This window comes from Nocardioides sp. Root151 (assembly GCF_001427925.1).
In the GTDB taxonomy this organism is placed as follows: Bacteria; Actinomycetota; Actinomycetes; order Propionibacteriales; family Nocardioidaceae; genus Nocardioides.
The window spans coordinates 653,242-672,974 of record NZ_LMGG01000001.1 but is presented as its reverse complement, the minus strand read 5'-3'; the positions used below and the strand labels follow the sequence as shown (position 1 = coordinate 672,974).

The following is a 19,733-nucleotide window of genomic DNA, read 5'->3' as shown; positions in this document are numbered from 1 at the left end:
CAAGGGAATGCGCATCATCCTGATGGGCCCGCCGGGTGCCGGCAAGGGCACGCAGGCCAAGGTGATTGCCAACCACTTCGGTATCCCCGCCATCTCCACCGGTGACATCTTCCGCGCCAACGTGGCCGGCAAGACCCCGCTCGGCGTCGACGCCCAGCGCTACATGGACGCCGGCGAGTACGTCCCCGACGAGCTCACCAACGCCATGGTGCGCGACCGTCTGGCCCAGCCCGACGCGGAGCCCGGGTTCCTGCTCGACGGCTACCCGCGCACGCTCGCCCAGGTCGAGGAGCTCGACGAGATGGTCGGCGAGGGCCACCCGGTCAACGCGGTCGTCGTACTCACCGCCGACAAGGAAGAGCTGATCTCGCGGCTGCTCCAGCGTGCCCAGATCGAAGGCCGCGCCGATGACACCGAAGAGGTGATCCGTCGCCGCCAGGAGGTCTACACCGAGCAGACCGCACCCCTGATCGAGGTGTACGGCGGCCGCGGACTCGTCGTCGACGTTGACGGCATGGGCGAGATCGACGCCGTGACGCACCGCATCTTCGACGCCCTCGAGTCCCGAGGCAGCTGACCCGATCGTGTTCGAGCGCGGGATCCAGATCAAGACCCCCGAGCAGATCGAGAAGATGCGGGTCGCAGGCCTGCTCGTGGGGGAGACCCTCGAGCTGCTGCGCCGGTCCGCCAAGGTCGGGGTCACGACTGGTGAGCTCGACGCGATCGCCGAGGACAACATCCGGTCCGGCGGCGGCATCCCCTCGTTCAAGGGGTACGCCGACCCGCCGTTCCCGGCCTCGATCTGCGCCTCGGTCAACGATGAGGTCGTGCACGGCATCCCGGGCGACCGGGCGCTGGCCGAGGGCGACATCATCTCGATCGACTGCGGCGCGATCGTCGACGGTTGGCACGGTGACGCGGCCATCACGGTCGCCATCGGCGAGGTCCCTGCCGAGGTCGCCGAGCTGATGCGGGTCACCGAGGAGTCCATGTGGCGCGGCTTCGCGGCCGCACGCCTGGGTGGCAAGGTCGGCGACATCTCCCACGCGGTCGAGAGCTATGTGCGCTCGCAGGGCGACTACGGCATCCTCGAGGACTTCACCGGCCACGGCATCGGCACCGAGATGCACCAGCCGCCCAACGTCCCCAACGTCGGACGGCGTGGTCGCGGACCCAAGATCGTGCGTGGGCTGGCCCTGGCCGTCGAGCCGATGGTCACCCTCGGCACCAAGCGCACCGCGGTGCTCGACGACGACTGGACCATCGTCACCACCGACGGCAGCTGGGCCGCCCACTACGAGCACACCTTCACCCTCACACCCGACGGTGCGTGGATCCTGACCGCACTCGACGGTGGCCAGGCCAAGCTCGCTGAACTGGGTGTCCCGTACGGCGGACGCTGACCGATTCGGTTAGCGTGGGCCGCGACGTAGACGATCCGGGACAGGTTGGAGCGCATGGGCACCATGGCACATCAGCCCGCCATGCTGTCGACCCTCCGGGTGACCGTCGCCGGCCAGACGCGTGAGTTCGCCGACGCGGTGGTGACGGTCGGTCGCGACGGGCAGGCGTTGATCTCGCTGCCGCACCCCGACGTGTCACGCCGGCACGCGGAGTTCCGGCGTACCCGCCAGGGCTGGGTGCTGGTCGACCTCGAGTCCACCAACGGCACCTGCATCGGGTCGCGTCCGGTCTCGCAGGAGCTGCTGCCCGCGGGGCATCCGGTGACCGTGGTCGTCGGCGGCACCGAGGGCCCCGCCTTCGAGGTGGAGGTGGTCCCGGCTCCGCTCACGAACCCGGGCACCAGCACCGGTCAGCCGGGCGCGCAGCAGTCGCCGATGCCACAGTCCCCGGCCGCACAGTCCCCGGCGCCACAGTTCCCGCCCCCGCAGACACAGCAGCCGGACGCAGGCCGGGCAGGCACGGGCCCGTCGACGTACCCGCCGCAGGCCGGGGTCCCGCCGATGTCGTACCCGGGACCGAACCAGCCCCAGCAGTTCCAGCCGCCGCCGATGGCACCCGGGGCACCGACCCAGCCGTGGTACCCCGCGGGCGAGAGCTCGATCCCGCTGGCGCCGCCGGGCCAGATGGTGCACGGCCAGACGGTCATCCCGTCCAACCAGCCGCAGGGTCGGGTGCTGACCATCGGCCGTTCGCGCACGTGCGACGTGGTGATCGACGACCCCCTGGTGTCGCGGCAGCACGCCACGATCGCGCTCGGCAACGTCGCCTTACTCCACGACCTCGGCAGCTTCAACGGCACCTTCGTCAACGGCCACCGACTGGTCGGCAGCACCCCGTTGAACCCGGGCGACGAGGTCATCTTCGGCAACCAGACCTTCAGCTGGACCGGCGCCAACCTGTCGGTGCGAGCCACCCGTACCGACCTCACCCTGTTCGCCGAGAACCTCACCACGGTGGCCAAGGGTGGCAAACGGCTGCTCGAAGGCATGTCGTTCGAGCTCGGGCCGTCCAGCCTGACCGCGGTGATCGGCCCGTCCGGCGCGGGCAAGTCGACCCTGCTGGGAGCGCTGACCGGCTCCAACCCGGCCACGCACGGCCAAGTCATCTGGCAGGGTCAGGACCTCTACACGCACTACGAACAGCTCCGCTTCCAGATCGGACTGGTGCCGCAGTCCGACATCCAGCACCCGCAGCTGACCGTGCGCCAGGGCCTGTCGTACGCCGCGATGCTGCGGCTCCCTCCCGACACCACGGCCGCCGAGCGAGCCAGCCGGGTGCAGCGCGTCGTGGGCCAGATGCAGCTCGAGCGCCAGATCGACAACCGCATCGGCACCCAGCTCTCCGGTGGCCAGCGCAAGCGGGTGTCCATCGCCACCGAGCTGCTCACCGCACCGCCGCTGCTCTTCCTCGACGAGCCCACCTCCGGGCTGGACCCGGGCCTGGACCGCGACGTCATGCACCAGCTCCGCACCCTCGCTGACGAAGGTCGCGTCGTGATGGTGGTGACCCACTCCGTGCTGGCGCTCGACGTGTGCGACAACGTGCTGGTGCTCGCGCCCGGTGGGCGTCGTGCCTACTTCGGGCCGCCCGACGGCGTGCTCGCGCACTTCGGTTGCAGGGACTACCCGCAGGTGTTCGACCTGCTCGACGAGCCCGACCTGTGGCAGCGCATCCCGGCCCCTCCGGCGTCCGTCGAGACCGGCCGCCTGCCGGCGATGAATGCCGGTGTCACGCAGCCGCCGCTCCAGTCGATGAGCCGGCAGTACTGGACCCTGGTCCGCCGCAACCTGGCGGTGACCGTCTCCGACCGGCTCCTGTTGATGATGCTGTTGTTGCTGCCCCTGGTGCTCGGCGGCCTGAGTCGCGTCGTACCCGGCGACGACGGGTTCAGCATCGCGCGGACGATCAACGAGCGCGGCATGATGGACCACAAGGAAGCCCTGACCAGGCTCACGATCCTGATCATGGCCGCCGCCCTGATGGGGACCGCGGTCACGATCCGGGAGCTGGTCGGCGAGCGGCCGATCTTCCAGCGCGAGTACGCCGTGGGCCTGTCTCCCGGCATGTACCTCCTCAGCAAGGTCAGCGTCCTCGGCACCGCGTGCTTCTTGCAGGGCATGCTGGTCACCTGGATCGCCACCGTCGGCCTGCCCGGTCCCGACAAGGACGGCGCTCTGGGCATGGGCAACTTCGAGGTGGCGCTGGCCATCGGTGGACTGTCCTTCGCGATGGCGGTGCTCGGGCTCGCGGTCTCGGCCGTGGTGACCTCCAACGAACAGACCATGCCGGCGCTGGTCGGTCTGGTGATGGTGCAGCTCGTGCTGTGCGGTGCACTCGTGCCCGTCGCCGGACGCGCCGTACTCGAGCAGCTCGCCTGGCTGGCACCGGCGCGGTGGGCGTTCGCGGCCACCGCCGCGGTCGTCGATCTCGACAAGGCCAAGCGCGGCCTGCCGAAGGACGAACGAGACCTCGACTCGCTCTACGACCAGACCGTCGCGCAGTGGATCCTCGACATGAGCATGCTCTGGATCCTGGCCGCGATCATCCTCGCCGTCTCCTTCTGGCTGGTCCGCCGCAGCGCCACCCCCCGACACTGACCTCCGGCCGGCCTCGATGGTGGAGGCGGTCGGGCCCGGGCGCAAGCTCCTCGACCACCAACAATCCGGTGCTCGCGCATCAACAACCCACGGCTCGCGCATCAACAACCCACGGTTCGCGGAGGAGGGGGAGAAAAAGTTCGGGGTTGGTGCAACATGGGGAGGCTCCGGGGCGTGAGATGTGCATGGATGTGGTGGTGGCAGATCTCGAGTTCGACGAATGGGTGAGTGCGCGGGTGCCCGCGTTGCTCCGGTTCGCCTACCTCGTCACCGGAAGCCGTGAGGCCGCCGACGACGTGCTCCAGAGCGTGTTGACCAGGTCGTTCGAGCGGTGGGGCACGGTGCGTCGTACCGACGATCCCGACGCCTACGTGCGGCGGATGATCATCAACGAGAACGTCACGTCGTGGCGCCGCTGGGGCAAGCGACAGTCCCCGGTGGCCGAGGTCTTCGACATTGCGCGTACGCCCGACCCGGCCGAAGGCGTCAGCAACGCCGATGCGGTCTGGCGGGTGTGCCAGGCGCTGCCGGAGCGACAGCGTGCCGCCGTGGTGCTCCGTTTCTACGAGGACCTCAGCGACCGCGAGATCGCGGCGATCCTCGAGTGCTCCGAGTCGACCGTCCGCTCCCAGATCCACCGTGCACTGTCGGCCCTCCGGGTCGAACTCGAACGGCAGGAGGCCGGCGATGACTGAGAAGTACACCGAGCAGGATCTCGAACGGATCATGCGACAGGGCCTGGCCGAACGGGCCGAGGAGGCCGCGGACTCCCTCGAGGAACCGCTGGCCACGCGCCCGGGCCGCCGACGCAACTGGCTCGCCGCGGCAGCCGTCGCGGCCGCACTGGTGGTCGGCGTACCACTGGCCTGGCAGGCGATCGACCGTGACGACACGGGACCGACCGGCGGCGACGAGGTGGCCACCGACGACGGGGGACCGCCCGCGTGGCGGGTCGAGTCGTACGGCGGCGTGCAGGTGCGCGTCCCACCCAGCTGGGGATGGGGTGGCGCGCCGATGCGCAACGTGGACCCGGGCGACGATCGACCTCTCGACTGTGGTGCTGCCGCCTTCGTGCGACCCGGCAGCTCCGACTACGAGTTCATCCCGAAGAACACGCCGTATGTCGGACGTCCGGTGATGATGACCGACGCCTGCACGGTCCTCACCGGGCGCGAGCTGTCGGAGCTTGGTGTGCCGACGTCGGATTCGGTCTGGCTGGACGCGGTGGGTGTGCAGCCAGGGACGGTGGACGTCGGCAACGGCTATGTCCGCGAGACGGTGAAGGTCGGGGACGACACGGTCACGGTCACGAGCGACGATCCCGAGCTCCGCACGAAGATCTTGGCCACGGCGGAGTCGGTCGAGGTGGACGCCAACGGCTGTGCCACCGACGCCACGTGGGACGACGTGCCCGACGGCACACTGCGCGAGATCGAGCCGGAGTCCCTGTCCGTGTGCAGCTACATGACCTATCGCGGCGAGACCACGCTGGTCTGGTCGGCACGACGCGACACGGACGACGCGGCGCAGTACGCCCAGGTCGTGGAGGAGTCGTCGGCGAACTACGACCCGATCCGGCCGTGCACCGAGCAGCCCGACGGCGAGTGGTTGGCGATCGGCGTCAACGGCGCCGGTGGCAAGACCGCGTGGACCGGCGTGGTGATGGGGGAGTGCGCGCAGATCCTGTGGCACTACAAGGCGCAGGGCGATCCCGAGTCGCTCGCCGCCTCACCTGTGGTTCCGCGGACGGTGGCGCCCTGGGCCAGTTCCTGGACCCGCGGCTACCTTGCCGGGCCCGTCAACTGGGGTGAGTACGCCGGCAAGGACGGCGAGGGAATGTTCCGCGGTCTCCTCGGTTGACCTGTCGCTTGTTCTGATCGACCTGTCGTGAATACGGATCGACCCGTCGCTTGTTCCAGAACTGGCGACAGGTCGACACGAACTCACGACGGGTCGCTGGAATAGGGGCGGTGCGGACGTCGTTGGGCCGGGTGTGACGTCACCCGCTCCTGCCCTGTCCGTGCTCGACCTGGTGCCCGTGCGCACCGACCAGACGACTGCCGACGCCGTCGCCGCCACCCGAGGCCTGGCCCGGGTGGCCGACGAGACCGGCTACCGGCGCTACTGGGTGGCCGAGCACCACAACATGCCGGCCGTCGCCGCGACGAACCCGCCGGTGATGATCGCCCTGCTGGCGGCGGCCACGGAGCGGATCCGGGTCGGCTCCGGCGGCGTGATGCTGCCGAACCACGCGCCGCTCGTGGTGGCCGAGCAGTTCGCCCTCCTCGAGGCCGCGTTCCCCGGCCGCATCGACCTCGGCATCGGACGCGCGCCGGGCACCGACCCGGTGACCAGCTTCGCCCTGCGCCACGGTGCCGGCGGGGTCGGTGAGGACGCGGTCGAGCGGTTCCCCGAGTACGTCGAGAACATCGTCGCGATGATGGACGAGGGCGGCGTCGGCCTGTCCGTTGCGGGACGTACCCATGAGCTGCGGGCCACGCCCCGGGCCGCGTCGCGGGCGACCGTGTGGCTGCTCGGCTCCTCCGACTACTCGGCCCGCCTCGCCGCCAGCCAGGGCCTGCCCTACGTCTTCGCGCACCACTTCTCGGGCCGCGGTACGGCGGAGGCCCTCGAGCTCTACCGGTCGACGTACCGGCCCTCGCCCGAGAACCCCGAGCCCCGCACCTTCCTGACCGTGAACGCCTCCGTCGCCGAGACGACCGAGGAGGCCGAGCGACTCGCGCTGCCGCAGCTGCACGCGATGGTCACCCTCCGCACAGGCGGGCAGCTCCGGCCCCAGCTGCTGGTCGAGGAGGCCGAGGCGATCGGCTTCCCCGACGCGCACCTGCCACTGGTCAACGGCATGCGCGGCCGCTGGGTCATCGGTGACCCGGCCACCGCCGCCGAGCGCATCGCGGACCTGGCCGCGGAGTTCGACGTCGACGAGGTCATGGTGCACCCCGTCGCCGGGTCGTACGTCGGCGAGCCGGTCGACTCCGCAGCCACCCGTGAGGCGACCCTCAGGCACCTGGCCGCGGCGATTCCCGCGTTCGTGGGCTGAGCCTCGAGGCTGAACCGGCCGAACCGGCCTGATTAGGGATGTCGGCGCCCACCAACTAGACTGGTGCGTCGGCCCAACGTGGGTCTGTTTCGTGGTGCCTCGCGGCTGCCCGGACATCGAGTTTCCTCACCCCCGGGTGAGGGAGTGTGTCTGGGGAAAATGAGGCCCATGCGGCGGTTCACGAGGTCCACTTCCACTCACGTGGGAGAGGTTCCCGGGCCAGCTGGGACCGGCCATCCGGTCGCAGTGCACCACGGTAGACGTATCCGTTACAACAGATTGTGGAGGACATGCCGAAGAAAGAAGGCGTGATCGAACTCGAGGGCACCATCACTGAGGCCCTTCCGAATGCCATGTTCCGTGTTGAGCTCAGCAACGGACACAAGGTTCTCGCCCACATCAGCGGCAAGATGCGCCAGCACTACATCCGCATCCTCCCCGAGGACCGGGTCGTGGTGGAGCTTTCGCCGTACGACCTCACTCGCGGTCGGATCGTCTACCGCTACAAGTGATCGCAACCGGTCGCGCCTGCGTGACCGGGTCGGTGGCTTGTGCCAGCCGAATTCAAACCGAAAGGACCGTCCTCGTGAAGGTCAAGCCGAGCGTCGGCAAGATGTGTGACAAGTGCAAGGTGATTCGTCGCCACGGCCGCGTCATGGTCATCTGCGAGAACCCGCGCCACAAGCAGCGCCAGGGTTAGGTCGCAACAGCGACCAACCCACACAACTGAACACCAAGACAACGTGATCGCTTAGGCCTCAGGGCCGAAACCACCTCCGGAGCAGAAGGCCGGGGCCTGGCACTCGTCAGGGCGCGACACGACCGAAACCTCTGTGAACTACCGAAGGGCGCAAGCTCTTCACAGAAAGGGCCATCACATGGCACGCCTTGTTGGTGTTGACCTCCCGCGCGACAAGCGCATCGAGATCGCACTCACCTACATCTACGGCATCGGCCGTACCCGCTCCCAGCAGCTGCTGGAAGCCACCGGGGTCAACCCGAACCTCCGCGTCCACGAGCTGGGCGACGAAGAGCTGGTCAAGCTCCGTGACGAGATCGAAGCCAACTTCAAGATCGAGGGTGACCTCCGTCGCGAGGTCCAGGCAGACATCCGTCGCAAGATCGAGATCGGCAGCTACCAGGGTCGCCGCCACCGCATGGGCCTCCCGGTCCGCGGCCAGCGCACCAAGACCAACGCGCGTACCCGCAAGGGTCCCAAGCGCACGGTTGCCGGCAAGAAGAAGGCCAAGTGACCCGCTGCCTCACGGCACGGCACTGACGCCCACTTCCTCGTACACACAGCTACCAGCAAACTTCAGGAGATATTGAATGCCTCCCAAGAGCCGCACCGCGGCTGGCGCCAAGAAGGTGCGCCGCAAGGAGAAGAAGAACATCGCTCAGGGCGAAGCCCACATCAAGAGCACGTTCAACAACACCATCGTCACGATCACCGACCCCACGGGTGCGGTCATCTCGTGGGCCTCTGCCGGCACCGTCGGCTTCAAGGGCTCGCGCAAGTCCACCCCGTTCGCGGCACAGATGGCAGCCGAGGCTGCCGGTCGTCGGGCCATGGACCACGGCATGAAGAAGATCGACGTCTTCGTCAAGGGCCCGGGCTCGGGTCGCGAGACGGCGATCCGTTCGCTTGGTGCAATCGGCCTCGAGGTCGGCACCATCCAGGACGTCACGCCCACTCCGCACAACGGATGCCGGCCGCCCAAGCGCCGTCGCGTCTGATCACCCCGAGACCTTAGGAGACTTTGAGAAATGGCCCGTTACACCGGCCCCATGACCAAGAAGTCGCGCCGTCTCGGTGTCGACCTCGTCGGCGGCGACCAGGCGTTCGAACGTCGCCCCTACCCGCCCGGCCAGCACGGCCGTGGCCGCATCAAGGAGAGCGAGTACCTCCTCCAGCTTCGCGAGAAGCAGAAGGCCCGCATCTCCTACGGCATCCTCGAGAAGCAGTTCCACAACTACTACGTGGAGGCCTCGCGCCGCGCCGGCAAGACCGGTGACAACCTGCTTCAGCTCCTCGAGTGCCGCCTCGACAACGTGGTCTACCGTGCCGGCTTCGCCCGCACCCGCCGCCACGCCCGCCAGCTCGTCGTGCACGGCCACTTCAAGGTCAACGGCAAGAAGGTCGACATCCCGTCGTTCCAGGTGACCGCCCACGACGTCATCGACGTGCGTGAGAAGTCGCTGGAGATGACCCCGTTCATCGTGGCTCGCGAGACCCACGGCGAGCGCGTCGTCCCCGCCTGGCTCGAGGCGCTGCCGAACCGCATGCGCGTCCTCGTGCACCAGCTCCCCGTCCGGGCCCAGATCGACATCCCGGTCCAGGAGCAGCTGATCGTCGAGTACTACTCGAAGAAGTAACACCTGTTCGGTGGTCGATGCTCAGTCTGCGACCACAGACGACTATCCGCCGAATACCTTTGAAATCGGGCCCGTCAAATAGTGGGTGGGTCCGGAAAGGAAAGAATCAGTGCTTATCGCTCAGCGCCCGACCCTGTCGGAAGAGTCCGTCGACGAGTTCCGCTCGCGGTTCGTGATCGAACCCCTGGAGCCCGGCTTCGGATACACGCTCGGCAACTCGCTGCGCCGTACGCTCCTCAGCTCCATCCCGGGTGCGTCCGTCACCAGCATCAAGGTTGACACCGTTCTCCACGAGTTCTCGACCATCGAGGGCGTCAAGGAAGATGTCACCGAGATCATCCTCAACATGAAGGGTCTGGTCGTCTCCTCGGAGCACGACGAGCCCGTCACGATGTACCTCCGCAAGCAGGGTGCCGGCGACGTCACCGCTGCCGACATCCTGCCGCCGGCCGGTGTCGAGGTGCACAACCCCGACCTCAAGATCGCCACGCTGTCCGACAAGGGCAAGCTGGAGATGGAGCTGGTCGTCGAGCGCGGTCGCGGTTACGTCAGCGCCGTGCAGAACAAGGGCGGGGACAACGAGATCGGCCGCATGCCGGTCGACTCGATCTACTCGCCCGTCCTGAAGGTGACCTACAAGGTCGAGGCCACCCGTGTCGAGCAGCGCACGGACTTCGACAAGCTGGTCATCGACGTCGAGACCAAGCCGTCGATCCGTCCCCGCGACGCGATCGCCTCGGCCGGCAAGACGCTGGTCGAGCTCTTCGGCCTGGCCCGCGAGCTGAACGTCGAGGCCGAGGGCATCGACATCGGCCCGTCGCCCGTCGACGAGCAGCTGGCTGCCGACCTCGCCCTCCCGGTCGAGGACCTGCAGCTGACCGTTCGCTCCTACAACTGCCTCAAGCGCGAGGGCATCCACACCGTGGGTGAGCTCATCTCGCGCTCGGAGCAGGACCTGCTCGACATCCGGAACTTCGGTTCCAAGTCGATCGACGAGGTCAAGGGCAAGCTGGTCGAGATGGGCCTGTCCCTCAAGGACAGCGCGCCCGGCTTCGACCCGGCCACCGCCCTCGCCGCGTACGGCGATGACGACGACGACACCTTCGTCGAGGACGAGCAGTACTAATTGAATTTGGCCGAGCGAGTCGGCGCTTCGCTTGACTCGCTGCCGGCCTCGCGTCGAAGTCCGCTTCGTCTTGAGGTCGGCTGGCGGCCGACGGACCTGGGGTCACCCTCGTACGTCGGTCGCTCTCGGCGGCTGACGGACCTGGGGTCACCTTCGTACGTCGGTCGCCATCGGCACCACACTTCCCGCAACATCTACTCCGGTACCTGACACGGCCGGGGAGAATCGAGAACACAATGCCCACCCCCATGAAGGGTGCCCGCCTCGGCGGAAGCCCGGCGCACCAGCGTCACATCATCGCCAACCTGGCCACTGCTCTGTTCGAGCACGGTCGCATCACCACCACCGAGGCCAAGGCCCGGGTGCTGCGTCCGCACGCCGAGAAGCTGATCACCAAGGCGAAGAAGGGCGACCTGCACAACCGTCGCGAGGTCCTCAAGACCATCCGCGACAAGTCGGTCGTGCACACCCTCTTCACCGAGATCGCGCCGACCTTCGCCGACCGTCCGGGTGGCTACACCCGGATCACCAAGATCGGCCCCCGCAAGGGCGACAACGCCCCCATGGCGGTCATCGAGCTGGTGACCGAGGCCTACAGCCCCAAGGCCCCGTCGACCAAGAAGGTCGAGAAGGCCGCTGCTCCCGTCGAGGAGGCTCCCGCGGAGGAAACCACCGAGACCGAGGCCGCTGCTGACGAGACCGAGGTCAAGGGTCTCGCCGACCTCGGCGACGACGCTGCCGCTCCTCTCGAGGACGGCTCGGCCCCCGAGGGCTTCACCATCAAGGGCAACCAGGACTCGATGAAGTTCCACACCACCGAGTCGCAGTGGTACGACGCGACGGTTGCCGAGGTCTGGTTCAAGACCGAGGAAGCCGCCGAGGCCGCTGGCTTCACCAAGGCCGGCTGACCACTCAGCTCGCACTCGTCGGCCCGTCACCGTTCGCGGTGGCGGGCCTTCGTCATTTCCCGGCAGCGGTTCGGCAGAGGTCAGGGGAGCAGGGCAGGATCCTGGTCGGACCCCAGGCGCGACCCACCGAGGTCGGCGCGTTGACCGGCCGCATAGCCACCGGGCAGGCCCGAGCCGGAGAGTTGGCGCGGCCGCGCCGTGCCGAGGCGGGGGTAGGTGTCGGTGACCGCCCGGGCGACGTCGAGAGAGCGATCGGCGAGCACGAGGCCCATGGAGCGGCCGGCCGCGGCGGCCCGGCCCGCGGCCCCGGTCTCCGCGAGGCGCTCCGCGGTCTCGAGGCGGCGGCTGATGGCCAGCCGGAAACCGGCCAGCCAGGAGCGCCGGAAGGCGGCCTTGTGGTCCCAGGCCGGAACCGGTGTGCGGCTCAGCCAGGTCGAGGCCTGCATCAGCAGGCTGGTGAACAGCAGGTCGGCGCGGGCCAGGTCGGACTCGTGTCCGAACAGGTGCACCGCGAACCGCTTGCCGTCAGGCGTGCGATCGGTCATGTGCACCGCGCGACAACGCAACCTGACCGCCACCGCGCTGAGCAGGTCGGCCTTGTCGCGGGCATAGGGCGCCTCGAGATGCACGACGCGGTCGCCCACGACGTCGGACTGCGGCACCTCGGCGGCCAGGAGCGCCTGGTCGATGCCGTAGTCGGCAATGAGCGTGGCCGCCTTGGCCGTGTAGAGCTCGGCCTCCTCGGGCGTCGAGGCGTCGTTCTCGGCCTTGGCCAGCAGCTTGCGGATCTTGGCCAGCATGGGGTGGTCAGCGTGCATGGAGGGAATCCTCTCGTCGGTGGGTGGACAACTCTGCGACACCGCACCGACAGCGGCGGAGGTTCTCCACAGGCATCGTCAGGCGCGCCAGTGCTGCTCGACCAGGCGCAGGCTCTCCGACAGCTCCAGGCCCAGCTGGCGCGCGGTCGCGACGTACGCCGCGGCGGCTGCCCGGGCCTCCCCGCCGGAGGCCGTCGCAGTGCTGGCCACCGACGTGCCGCGCCGGCCCTCAGTCACCACGACGCCGTCGGCCTCGAGCTCCCGGTAGACCCGGGCGACGGTGTTCACGGCCAGCCCGACCTGTCCGGCGAGGCCCCGCACTGTGGGCAGCCTCGTGCCCGGCGTGAGCTCGCCCGAGGCCACCCGCGAGGCGATCTGCACGCGCAGCTGTTCGTACGGCGGCGTGGCCGACTCCGGATCGAGCGGTGTGAACTCCATGCCCGCACCCTATGAGGTGGCGCGGGGCCGATGCGGTAGAGAGGGGGCATGGACAACGTCGCGCTGGTCGTCGGGGAGTCACTGGTGGACGTCGTGCACGCGGCGGACGGAAGCGTCACCGCGTTCCCCGGTGGCAGCGCGGCCAACGTCGCGGTCGCCCTGTCGAGGTTGGAGCGGCCCACACTCCTGGCCACGAGCTGGGCCGACGACGAGCACGGCCGGTTGTTGGCCGACCACCTGGCCGCGAACGGGGTCGGCCTGGCCAGTGACCCGCTGCAGCTGGCGAGGACGTCGACGGCGGTCGCCACCATCGGCCCGGGAGGCGGGGCCAGCTATGACTTCGACATCGAGTGGCGCATGGCGCAGCCCACCGACCTGGCACCGGTCGTCGTGCACCTCTGCTCCCTCGGCGCCGTGCTGAGCCCCGGTGCGGACGACGTGCGCGACCTGGTCGCCAGGATGCGAACCGGGGCCACGGTCAGCTTCGACCTGAACCTGCGCCCCGAGGTCAGCGGTCGCGGGGACGAGGTTCGACGGCGGGCGGAGCACCTGGTCGGGCTCAGTGACGTCGTGAAGGCCTCCGACGAGGACCTCAAGGGCCTGTTCCCGCTGCGCTCGGCGCCGGAGTCGGCTGCCGCCCTCCTGGCCCTCGGACCTGCCGCGGTCGTGCTGACCCGGGGGAGCGCGGGCGCGACGTGCTTCACCGCAGAGGCGACCGTCGAGGTCGCTGCGCTGGAGACCGAGGTCGTCGACACCATCGGTGCGGGAGACACCTTCTCCGCGGCCGTGGTCGACGCACTGTGGGCGAGGGACCTGCTGGGGGCCCCGGCACGAGCTCGCCTGCGCGCCCTGGACCCGGCCGGGTGGCAGGAGGTGTTGACGCACGGTGCGGCGGCGGCCGCGGTGACCGTCTCGCGGGCCGGCGCCGACCCGCCGTACCGCCGCGAGCTCGAGCGCTGAGGCCGGGCGAGGAGTGACCGGCCGACCGGCAGCCCGTCGCGTGCCGGAGCCATGGCAGGATTGCCGACCGTGCGCATCAGGATCGACTTCGCCTACGACGGCACCGACTTCAGGGGCTGGGCCCGCCAACCGGCGTTCCGCACGGTGCAGGGCGAGTTCGAGAAGGCACTCGCTACGGTGCTGCGCATCGGGAAGGTCACCGTCACCGTCGCCGGCCGCACCGACACCGGCGTGCACGCCCGTGGCCAGGTGCTCCACGTCGACCTCGAGGAAGCCGTCGTGGCCAAGGGCGGCGGGCGCTCCCAGGACCCACCGATGGACGCGCTGCGACGCAGGCTCAACGGGCTCCTCCCGCCGGACATCCGGGTGCTGCGCATCTCGCCGGCCCCTGAGGGCTTCGACGCCCGGTTCTCGGCCAGCTGGCGCCGCTACGTCTACCGGGTCGCGGACACCGCCGCGGCCGTCGACCCGTTGCGCCGCAACCACGTGCTGGCCTGGCCCAAGCCGCTGGACATCGAGGCCATGAACCTCGCCGCCTCCGACCTGCTGGGCCTCCACGACTTCGCGTCGTTCTGCAAGCGCCGCGAGGGCGCCACCACCGTGCGCACCCTGATCGACCTGCACTGGGCGCGCGCGGACGACGGCCTGGCCGAGCTCACCGTGCGCGCCGACGCGTTCTGCCACAACATGGTGCGCTCCCTGGTCGGGTGCCTCCTCGCCGTCGGCGACGGACGGCGACCTCGTGAGTGGCCGGCACAGGTGCTGGTCGCGGGCGCCCGGAACCCGGCCGTGACCGTGGTGCAGGCTCGTGGCCTCACGCTCGAGGAGGTCGGCTACCCGGACGGCGACGAACTGCGCGCGCAGGCCGACCGGGCACGCAACAAGAGGGAGCTCCCGCATGGATGACCACTACTTCTCCGCCGACCCGTCGGTGCCGTTCACCCGTGAGGACTTCACCTGCGAGGTCTGGGGCAACGAGCTCGCCCTGACCAGCGGTTCCGGCGTCTACTCGCGCGGGCACCTCGACCACGGCACCGCGATCCTCTTCCGCGAGACCGAACCACCAGCCCAGGGCCAGGTGCTCGACCTCGGCTGCGGGTACGGCGTGATCGGGCTGGCCGTCGCCCGGGCGGTGCCGCTGGCCAACGTCACCGGTGTCGACGTCAACGCCCGCGCCGTGCTGCTGGCCAACGAGAACGCGAAGTCCCTCGGGCTCGACGGCCGCTTCGTGGCCTGTACGCCGGAGCAGGTGCCCTCGACGTACCTCTTCGACGAGATCTGGTCGAACCCGCCGATCCGCATCGGCAAGGAGGCCCTGCACGAGCTGCTGCTGACCTGGCTGCCCCGGCTGGCTCCCGGCGGCCGGGCAGTGATGGTGGTGGGCAAGCACCTGGGCGCCGACTCGTTGCAGCGGTGGCTGGGCGACCAGGGCTACCCGACGACCCGGCTGGCCAGCGCCAAGGGCTTCCGGGTGCTCGAGACGCGCCGGGCCGACTGAGCCCGCGGCCGGGCTGAGTCGTCGTACGAGCGGACTCCTACTGGAGGGGCGCTGCCTCGTCGACGGACTCGTGCTCGGCCCGGTCGAGCCCGTCACGGGCCGCCCGGTCGAGGGTGTCACGCGAGCGTTCCCACCAGGCACACACGGCAAGCACGAAGCCGGCCAGGATGGCGCCGCAGATGATGTCGATGACGTAGTGCTCACCGAAGTAGACCAGGGCCAGGCCCATGGTCGCGGGGTAGGCGAGCAGCAGCCAGCGCAGCCCCGAGCGGAGCCGGATGATGGCGTAGACCGCGATCAGGAACGAGATGCCGAAGTGCAACGAGGGCATCGCGGCCACCGGGTTGCCGACGCCGGTCAGCACCAGGTGGAAGCGGCCCAGTCCGACCGCCTCCCAGCCGCGGTGGGTGATCCGGAAGACCGGGTGCTCGAGGTAGCCGTCCTCGGAGGCCATCCACGGCGGGGCCATCGGGTAGAGGATGTAGATCACGAGCGCGACGAGGTTGGCCCCGACGTAGCGGCGCATCCACTTCTTCCACTCGCCACGGTTGCGCAGCCACAGCACCATGGCCAGGATCAGGCCGGCCACGAAGTGGCTCGTGTAGACCACCGCCAGGGCGATGTCGTACCACCGGGCGGGGCTGTCGGGGTCGCAGGGGGAGCCGCACATGCGCTCCTGGAGCCAGTACGACGGCAGCTCGCCGAACAACGCCTGGTCGGCCTGCACAGGCATGCGGATGTGCACCGGCATCTTCAGCAGCTCGTCGGCCAGGCCGCGACTGTAGAAGTAGACGACGAGCGCGGCCACCGGTATCCACCAGTCGCGCACGAAGTTGAGGTGGTACCGCCATTCCTCCTCGACGTTCCAGCAGATCGTGGCGAGCCACAACCACAGGAAGATCTGGACCGTGTCACTCGGAATGCCGAACCGGACGATCCAGGCGCCGAGCGCGACGGCGAAGACGGCGTAGGCCAGTGCCCGGATTCCGGGCCGCGTCACACCCCGTCGAGAGGGAAGGGCAGAGCGGACCGATGTGTCCCCCGTTGCTTCTGCCATGAGCGGAATGCTACGTCAACCCATGTAAAGGTGGCATTTCCTTATCGGGAGGTGTCGGGACGAAGAATTGCCGGGGTTCGCAACACAATGGACCCCGAACGCGTCTGTTCTGCATGAGCACGATGACCTTGGATGGAGTGGGTGTGACCGATCCGGACTTCGAGTCCTGGGTGACCGCGCGCGGCGGTGGCCTGCTCCGCTTCGCCTACGTGCTGACCGGCAACGCCGCGGACGCCGAGGACGTCGTCCAGGACGCCCTCTCCCGGGCGATCGGCGCCTGGCCGCGGATCTGTGCCGCCGACGACCCCGACGCCTACGTCCGCCGCATGGTGGTCAACGCGCACACCTCCTGGTGGCGCAAGTTCCGCCGCAGGGAGTCCCCGGTCGCCGAGGTGCGCACCGACGGCTCAGAGGTGACCGGCCCGCCGGCGTACGACGACCGGCTCTGGCAGGCCTGCCGTCGACTCCCGGAGGCCCAACGGACCGCGATCGTGCTCCGGTTCTACGAAGACATGGACTACGCGGCGATCGCCGCGATCACCGGCGTCCGCGAGGGCAGCGTCAGGTCACGCGTCTCGCGTGGGCTCGACGCGCTGCGGGCCGAGCTCGGTGACCACGACCACGAAAGGGGAACGGCAGATGAGTGACTTCGAGAAGAGGGTGCGCGACACCCTCGCCGGGCAGGCCGACAAGGCACCCGGCGACGCCTCCGGGCTGGCCGACGCGGCCAGGGCTCGTCGTGGCCGCCGGCGTACGGCGATCGGCGGTGCCGTCGTGGCCGCGGCCGTGGTGGCTGCCATTCCGCTGGGGCTGGCCCTCGTCGACCGCGGCGACTCCGGTGGCCGTGACAGCGCGGCCCGTGAGAGCACGAGCCCTGACACGGGGGCCGCGGACCCCGCCTCCGACCTTCCGGAGATCCCCGACGGCTGGCGGTGGGAGTCGTGGCGCAACGTCGAGGTCGCGGTGCCCGGCGACTGGCGCGACGGCTCGGCGTACGACCTCTGCATCCCGGGCGCGCCCAACCAGCCCGCGGGCAACATCAGCCGCGACGCCTACCAGGCCGACTTCGAGCCCGACGTCGAGGGCACGGCAAGCTGCCCGCAGGGCGTGACCTTCCTGGCCGGGACCCCCAAGGAACCGATCGCGGCCGGCGACGGGGTCGCCAAACGGGTCAGCCTCGCCGGCAACACCCTCGACGTGGTCGCCGCCGACCAGGAGACCCTCGACCAGGTCGTCGCCTCGGCCCACGAGATCACCGAGACCGACAGCCTCGGCTGTGCACCATCGATCGAGTTCGGCACCGCGGCCTTCGGGGAGGCCGAGGGAGCCGTCACGATGTGCGACTACGTCATCGGGGGATACGGGTCTGACCGCAGCACGCCCGTGCTCGACTCCTCGCGCACGCTGAAGGAGGCGCAGGGCGAGCAGCTGACCGCGGCCCTGACCAGCACACGGACGATGGCGAACGCAGCCAAGGTCGACCCCGGGTGCACGCTGTCGAAGGGTGCGCCGCCGGTCCTCGTGCACCGGCTCCAGGTCGGTGACGTGGTGCTGGTCGACATCGCTTCGAGCGACTGCGGCGGCACCCAGATCGTGACCGGTGACGGCCCACAGCAGCTCGACTACGCCCTGCTCGACGCGGTCGACCCGGCCACGATGTCGCTGGGCTGACCCCCGCGCAAGAACTCGTTTGCTGGCAGGGCCCACGGCGGGGAACAATCCGCTCGTGGGCCATGTCGATGTCGCCGGTGTCCGGTACGAGCTCCCGGACGGCCGGGTGCTCCTCGACGACGTCTCCTTCCGGGTGGGGGAGGGCGCCAAGGTTGCGCTGGTCGGTGCCAACGGCGCTGGCAAGACGACCCTGCTGCGCATCGTCACCGGTGAGCTGACGCCGCACGCCGGCGCGGTCACCCGCACCGGCGGATTGGGCGTCATGCGGCAGATGGTCAACGCCGGACTGGCCGAGGCGCCGACGGTGGCGGACCTGCTCCTCTCGGTCGCCCCACCCCGTGTGCGGGCGGCGGCGGCCGCCGTCGACGAGTGCGAGCGGGCGCTGATGGAATCCGACGACGAGAAGACCCAGATGCGCTATGCCACGGCGCTCTCCGACTTCACCGACGCCGGCGGCTACGACATCGAGGTCATCTGGGACGTCTGTACGACGGCCGCCCTCGGCGTCTCCTACGACCGGGCGAAGTACCGCGACCTCTCCACCCTGAGCGGCGGTGAGCAGAAGCGGCTGGTGCTGGAGTACCTGCTCCGCGGGCCCGACCAGGTGCTGCTGCTCGACGAGCCCGACAACTTCCTCGACGTTCCGGGGAAGATCTGGCTCGAGCAGCGGATCAACGAGTCCGACAAGACGATCCTGTTCATCAGCCACGACCGCGAGCTGCTCGACAACACCGCGACCCGGGTGGTGACCGTCGAGCTCGGCTCGGCCGGAAACCGGGTCTGGACCCACCCGGGCGGCTTCGCGTCGTACCACGAGGCGCGCAAGGACCGGTTCCTGCGCTTCGAGGAGCTGCGCCGCCGCTGGGACGAGGAGCACGCCAAGATCAAGGCACTCGTGCTCCGGCTCAAGATCAAGTCGGAGTACAACGACGGCATGTCCTCGCAGTACCGCGCGGCCCAGACCCGGCTGCGCAAGTTCGAGGAGGCCGGGCCGCCGATGGAGCAGCCCCGCGAGCAGCAGGTGACGATGCGCCTCAAGGGCGGCCGCACCGGCAAGCGCGCGGTCGTCTGCGAGTCCCTGGAGCTCACCGGTCTCATGCGGCCCTTCGACCTGGAGGTCTGGTACGGCGAGCGGGTGGCCGTGCTCGGCTCCAACGGCTCCGGCAAGTCACACTTCCTGCGACTCCTCGCCGCCGGCGGCACCGACCCCGACATCGAGCACCAGCCGGTCGGCGACGTCCCCGTCGTACCGGTGCTCCACAACGGGAAGGCGAAGCTGGGTGCCCGGGTGCGGCCCGGCTGGTTCGTGCAGACCCACGAGCACCCCGAGCTGGTCGGTCGCACCCTGCTGGAGATCCTGCACCGGGGTGAGGCCCAGCCCGACGGCCGAGGACGCCAGGGGATGGGGCGCGAGCAGGCCTCACGCGTGCTCGACCGCTACGAGCTGGCGCACGCCGGTGAGCAGCGGTTCGAGTCGCTCTCGGGCGGCCAGCAGGCGCGGTTCCAGATCCTGCTCCTCGAGCTGTCGGGGGCGACCCTGCTGCTGCTCGACGAGCCGACGGACAACCTCGACGTCCAGTCGGCGGAGGCGCTCGAGGACGGGCTGTCCGCCTTCGACGGCACGGTCCTCGCGGTCACCCACGACCGCTGGTTCGCACGCGGGTTCGACCGGTTCCTGGTCTACGGGTCCGACGGCTCGGTCTACGAGTCCGACGGGCCGGTCTGGGACGAGGGCCGGGTCGAGCGGGTCCGCTGAGCG

At 69.6% G+C, this 19,733-nt stretch carries 22 protein-coding genes; 19 read left to right on the top strand and 3 right to left on the bottom strand.

What is annotated here, in order from left to right; all coding sequences use genetic code 11:
• Window positions 1-7: 7 nt before the first annotated feature.
• The 13 genes from ASD66_RS03145 (at window position 8) to rplQ (ending at window position 11,532) form a co-directional block, all read left to right on the top strand.
• Window positions 8-577, top strand: coding sequence for an adenylate kinase (locus ASD66_RS03145; RefSeq protein WP_056684915.1), 570 nt, complete (start codon window positions 8-10; stop codon window positions 575-577).
• A gap of 4 nt (window positions 578-581) precedes the next feature.
• A complete protein-coding gene (map, locus tag ASD66_RS03140; RefSeq protein WP_056890010.1) occupies window positions 582-1,403 on the top strand; it encodes a type I methionyl aminopeptidase in 822 nt (273 codons plus the stop codon).
• A 54-nt stretch (window positions 1,404-1,457) separates the two neighbouring features.
• On the top strand, window positions 1,458-4,061 hold the full coding sequence (locus ASD66_RS03135) for an FHA domain-containing protein (protein WP_082599302.1): 2,604 nt from the start codon (window positions 1,458-1,460) through the stop codon (window positions 4,059-4,061).
• 197 nt (window positions 4,062-4,258) lie between these two features.
• Window positions 4,259-4,756 (top strand): SigE family RNA polymerase sigma factor, encoded by a 498-nt coding sequence (locus tag ASD66_RS03130; protein WP_235529947.1) that lies wholly within the window; start codon window positions 4,259-4,261, stop codon window positions 4,754-4,756.
• Complete coding sequence (locus ASD66_RS03125; protein WP_056681717.1) at window positions 4,749-5,921, top strand: hypothetical protein; 1,173 nt, start codon at window positions 4,749-4,751, stop codon at window positions 5,919-5,921. The genes ASD66_RS03130 and ASD66_RS03125 overlap by 8 nt, the downstream gene beginning before the upstream one ends.
• 133 nt (window positions 5,922-6,054) lie before the next feature.
• Entirely contained in the window at window positions 6,055-7,122 is a 1,068-nt protein-coding gene (locus ASD66_RS03120) for an LLM class flavin-dependent oxidoreductase (protein ID WP_200949844.1), read from the top strand.
• A gap of 290 nt (window positions 7,123-7,412) precedes the next feature.
• On the top strand, window positions 7,413-7,634 hold the full coding sequence (infA, locus tag ASD66_RS03115; RefSeq protein ID WP_026145687.1) for a translation initiation factor IF-1: 222 nt from the start codon (window positions 7,413-7,415) through the stop codon (window positions 7,632-7,634).
• Window positions 7,635-7,708: 74 nt separating this feature from the next.
• On the top strand, window positions 7,709-7,822 hold the full coding sequence (gene rpmJ, locus ASD66_RS03110; protein WP_056681713.1) for a 50S ribosomal protein L36: 114 nt from the start codon (window positions 7,709-7,711) through the stop codon (window positions 7,820-7,822).
• Window positions 7,823-8,000: 178 nt separating this feature from the next.
• Window positions 8,001-8,375 (top strand): 30S ribosomal protein S13, encoded by a 375-nt coding sequence (rpsM, locus tag ASD66_RS03105; RefSeq protein ID WP_056681710.1) that lies wholly within the window; start codon window positions 8,001-8,003, stop codon window positions 8,373-8,375.
• Between the two features lie 76 nt (window positions 8,376-8,451).
• Window positions 8,452-8,859, top strand: coding sequence for a 30S ribosomal protein S11 (gene rpsK / locus ASD66_RS03100; RefSeq protein ID WP_056681707.1), 408 nt, complete (start codon window positions 8,452-8,454; stop codon window positions 8,857-8,859).
• A gap of 30 nt (window positions 8,860-8,889) precedes the next feature.
• Window positions 8,890-9,498 carry a 30S ribosomal protein S4 gene (gene rpsD / locus ASD66_RS03095; RefSeq protein WP_056681703.1) on the top strand — a complete coding sequence of 203 codons (609 nt, stop codon included), beginning with the start codon at window positions 8,890-8,892 and terminating at the stop codon, window positions 9,496-9,498.
• 109 nt (window positions 9,499-9,607) lie between these two features.
• The gene (locus ASD66_RS03090; protein WP_056681700.1) at window positions 9,608-10,624 is read left to right on the top strand and encodes a DNA-directed RNA polymerase subunit alpha; all 1,017 of its coding nucleotides are present in this window, start codon (window positions 9,608-9,610) and stop codon (window positions 10,622-10,624) included.
• Between the two features lie 236 nt (window positions 10,625-10,860).
• Window positions 10,861-11,532: a 50S ribosomal protein L17 gene (rplQ, locus tag ASD66_RS03085; protein ID WP_056681697.1), complete on the top strand. Its 672-nt coding sequence runs from the start codon at window positions 10,861-10,863 to the stop codon at window positions 11,530-11,532.
• A gap of 80 nt (window positions 11,533-11,612) precedes the next feature.
• On the opposite strand, the gene ASD66_RS03080 is transcribed toward rplQ, so the two are convergent.
• Together ASD66_RS03080 and ASD66_RS03075 are read right to left on the bottom strand one after the other, a co-directional pair.
• Window positions 11,613-12,350, bottom strand: coding sequence for a DUF2786 domain-containing protein (locus tag ASD66_RS03080; RefSeq protein ID WP_056890009.1), 738 nt, complete (start codon window positions 12,348-12,350; stop codon window positions 11,613-11,615).
• Between the two features lie 78 nt (window positions 12,351-12,428).
• Window positions 12,429-12,788, bottom strand: a complete 360-nt coding sequence (locus ASD66_RS03075) for a GntR family transcriptional regulator (protein ID WP_056681691.1) — start codon at window positions 12,786-12,788, stop codon at window positions 12,429-12,431.
• Between the two features lie 48 nt (window positions 12,789-12,836).
• Here ASD66_RS03075 and ASD66_RS03070 point away from each other — a divergent pair, with 48 nt between their 5' ends.
• The 3 genes from ASD66_RS03070 to ASD66_RS03060 all read left to right on the top strand — a co-directional run bounded on the left by ASD66_RS03070 (window position 12,837) and on the right by ASD66_RS03060 (window position 15,246).
• On the top strand, window positions 12,837-13,748 hold the full coding sequence (locus ASD66_RS03070) for a PfkB family carbohydrate kinase (RefSeq protein ID WP_056890008.1): 912 nt from the start codon (window positions 12,837-12,839) through the stop codon (window positions 13,746-13,748).
• Between the two features lie 69 nt (window positions 13,749-13,817).
• Entirely contained in the window at window positions 13,818-14,654 is an 837-nt protein-coding gene (gene truA / locus ASD66_RS03065; protein ID WP_235529946.1) for a tRNA pseudouridine(38-40) synthase TruA, read from the top strand.
• Window positions 14,647-15,246, top strand: coding sequence for a class I SAM-dependent methyltransferase (locus ASD66_RS03060; RefSeq protein ID WP_056681681.1), 600 nt, complete (start codon window positions 14,647-14,649; stop codon window positions 15,244-15,246). Before truA ends, ASD66_RS03060 begins: the two co-directional genes overlap by 8 nt.
• 37 nt (window positions 15,247-15,283) lie before the next feature.
• On the opposite strand, the gene ASD66_RS03055 is transcribed toward ASD66_RS03060, so the two are convergent.
• On the bottom strand, window positions 15,284-16,303 hold the full coding sequence (locus tag ASD66_RS03055) for a phosphatase PAP2 family protein (protein WP_082599299.1): 1,020 nt from the start codon (window positions 16,301-16,303) through the stop codon (window positions 15,284-15,286).
• A 143-nt stretch (window positions 16,304-16,446) separates the two neighbouring features.
• Between ASD66_RS03055 and ASD66_RS03050 the strand changes: the two genes are divergently transcribed.
• From ASD66_RS03050 to ASD66_RS03040, 3 genes are read left to right on the top strand one after another with little or no spacing between them, the layout of a single operon-like run.
• A complete protein-coding gene (locus tag ASD66_RS03050; protein ID WP_235529945.1) occupies window positions 16,447-16,950 on the top strand; it encodes a SigE family RNA polymerase sigma factor in 504 nt (167 codons plus the stop codon).
• Window positions 16,943-17,974, top strand: a complete 1,032-nt coding sequence (locus tag ASD66_RS03045; RefSeq protein ID WP_056681672.1) for a hypothetical protein — start codon at window positions 16,943-16,945, stop codon at window positions 17,972-17,974. The genes ASD66_RS03050 and ASD66_RS03045 overlap by 8 nt, the downstream gene beginning before the upstream one ends.
• 55 nt (window positions 17,975-18,029) lie before the next feature.
• The gene (locus ASD66_RS03040; RefSeq protein WP_056681668.1) at window positions 18,030-19,730 is read left to right on the top strand and encodes an ABC-F family ATP-binding cassette domain-containing protein; all 1,701 of its coding nucleotides are present in this window, start codon (window positions 18,030-18,032) and stop codon (window positions 19,728-19,730) included.
• The last annotated feature ends 3 nt before the right edge of the window (window positions 19,731-19,733 follow it).

What these genes read in the sequence shown, in the direction of transcription:
- ASD66_RS03145 (WP_056684915.1), top strand. Translation starts at nt 8, where the DNA reads ATGCGCATCATCCTGATGGGCCCGCCGGGTGCCGGCAAGGGCACGCAG.
- ASD66_RS03135 (WP_082599302.1), top strand. Translation starts at nt 1,458, where the DNA reads ATGGGCACCATGGCACATCAGCCCGCCATGCTGTCGACCCTCCGGGTG.
- ASD66_RS03125 (WP_056681717.1), top strand. Translation starts at nt 4,749, where the DNA reads ATGACTGAGAAGTACACCGAGCAGGATCTCGAACGGATCATGCGACAG.
- infA (WP_026145687.1), top strand. Translation starts at nt 7,413, where the DNA reads ATGCCGAAGAAAGAAGGCGTGATCGAACTCGAGGGCACCATCACTGAG.
- rpsM (WP_056681710.1), top strand. Translation starts at nt 8,001, where the DNA reads ATGGCACGCCTTGTTGGTGTTGACCTCCCGCGCGACAAGCGCATCGAG.
- rpsK (WP_056681707.1), top strand. Translation starts at nt 8,452, where the DNA reads ATGCCTCCCAAGAGCCGCACCGCGGCTGGCGCCAAGAAGGTGCGCCGC.
- rpsD (WP_056681703.1), top strand. Translation starts at nt 8,890, where the DNA reads ATGGCCCGTTACACCGGCCCCATGACCAAGAAGTCGCGCCGTCTCGGT.
- rplQ (WP_056681697.1), top strand. Translation starts at nt 10,861, where the DNA reads ATGCCCACCCCCATGAAGGGTGCCCGCCTCGGCGGAAGCCCGGCGCAC.
- ASD66_RS03080 (WP_056890009.1), bottom strand. Translation starts at nt 12,350, where the DNA reads ATGCACGCTGACCACCCCATGCTGGCCAAGATCCGCAAGCTGCTGGCC.
- ASD66_RS03075 (WP_056681691.1), bottom strand. Translation starts at nt 12,788, where the DNA reads ATGGAGTTCACACCGCTCGATCCGGAGTCGGCCACGCCGCCGTACGAA.
- ASD66_RS03070 (WP_056890008.1), top strand. Translation starts at nt 12,837, where the DNA reads ATGGACAACGTCGCGCTGGTCGTCGGGGAGTCACTGGTGGACGTCGTG.
- ASD66_RS03060 (WP_056681681.1), top strand. Translation starts at nt 14,647, where the DNA reads ATGGATGACCACTACTTCTCCGCCGACCCGTCGGTGCCGTTCACCCGT.
- ASD66_RS03055 (WP_082599299.1), bottom strand. Translation starts at nt 16,303, where the DNA reads ATGGCAGAAGCAACGGGGGACACATCGGTCCGCTCTGCCCTTCCCTCT.
- ASD66_RS03045 (WP_056681672.1), top strand. Translation starts at nt 16,943, where the DNA reads ATGAGTGACTTCGAGAAGAGGGTGCGCGACACCCTCGCCGGGCAGGCC.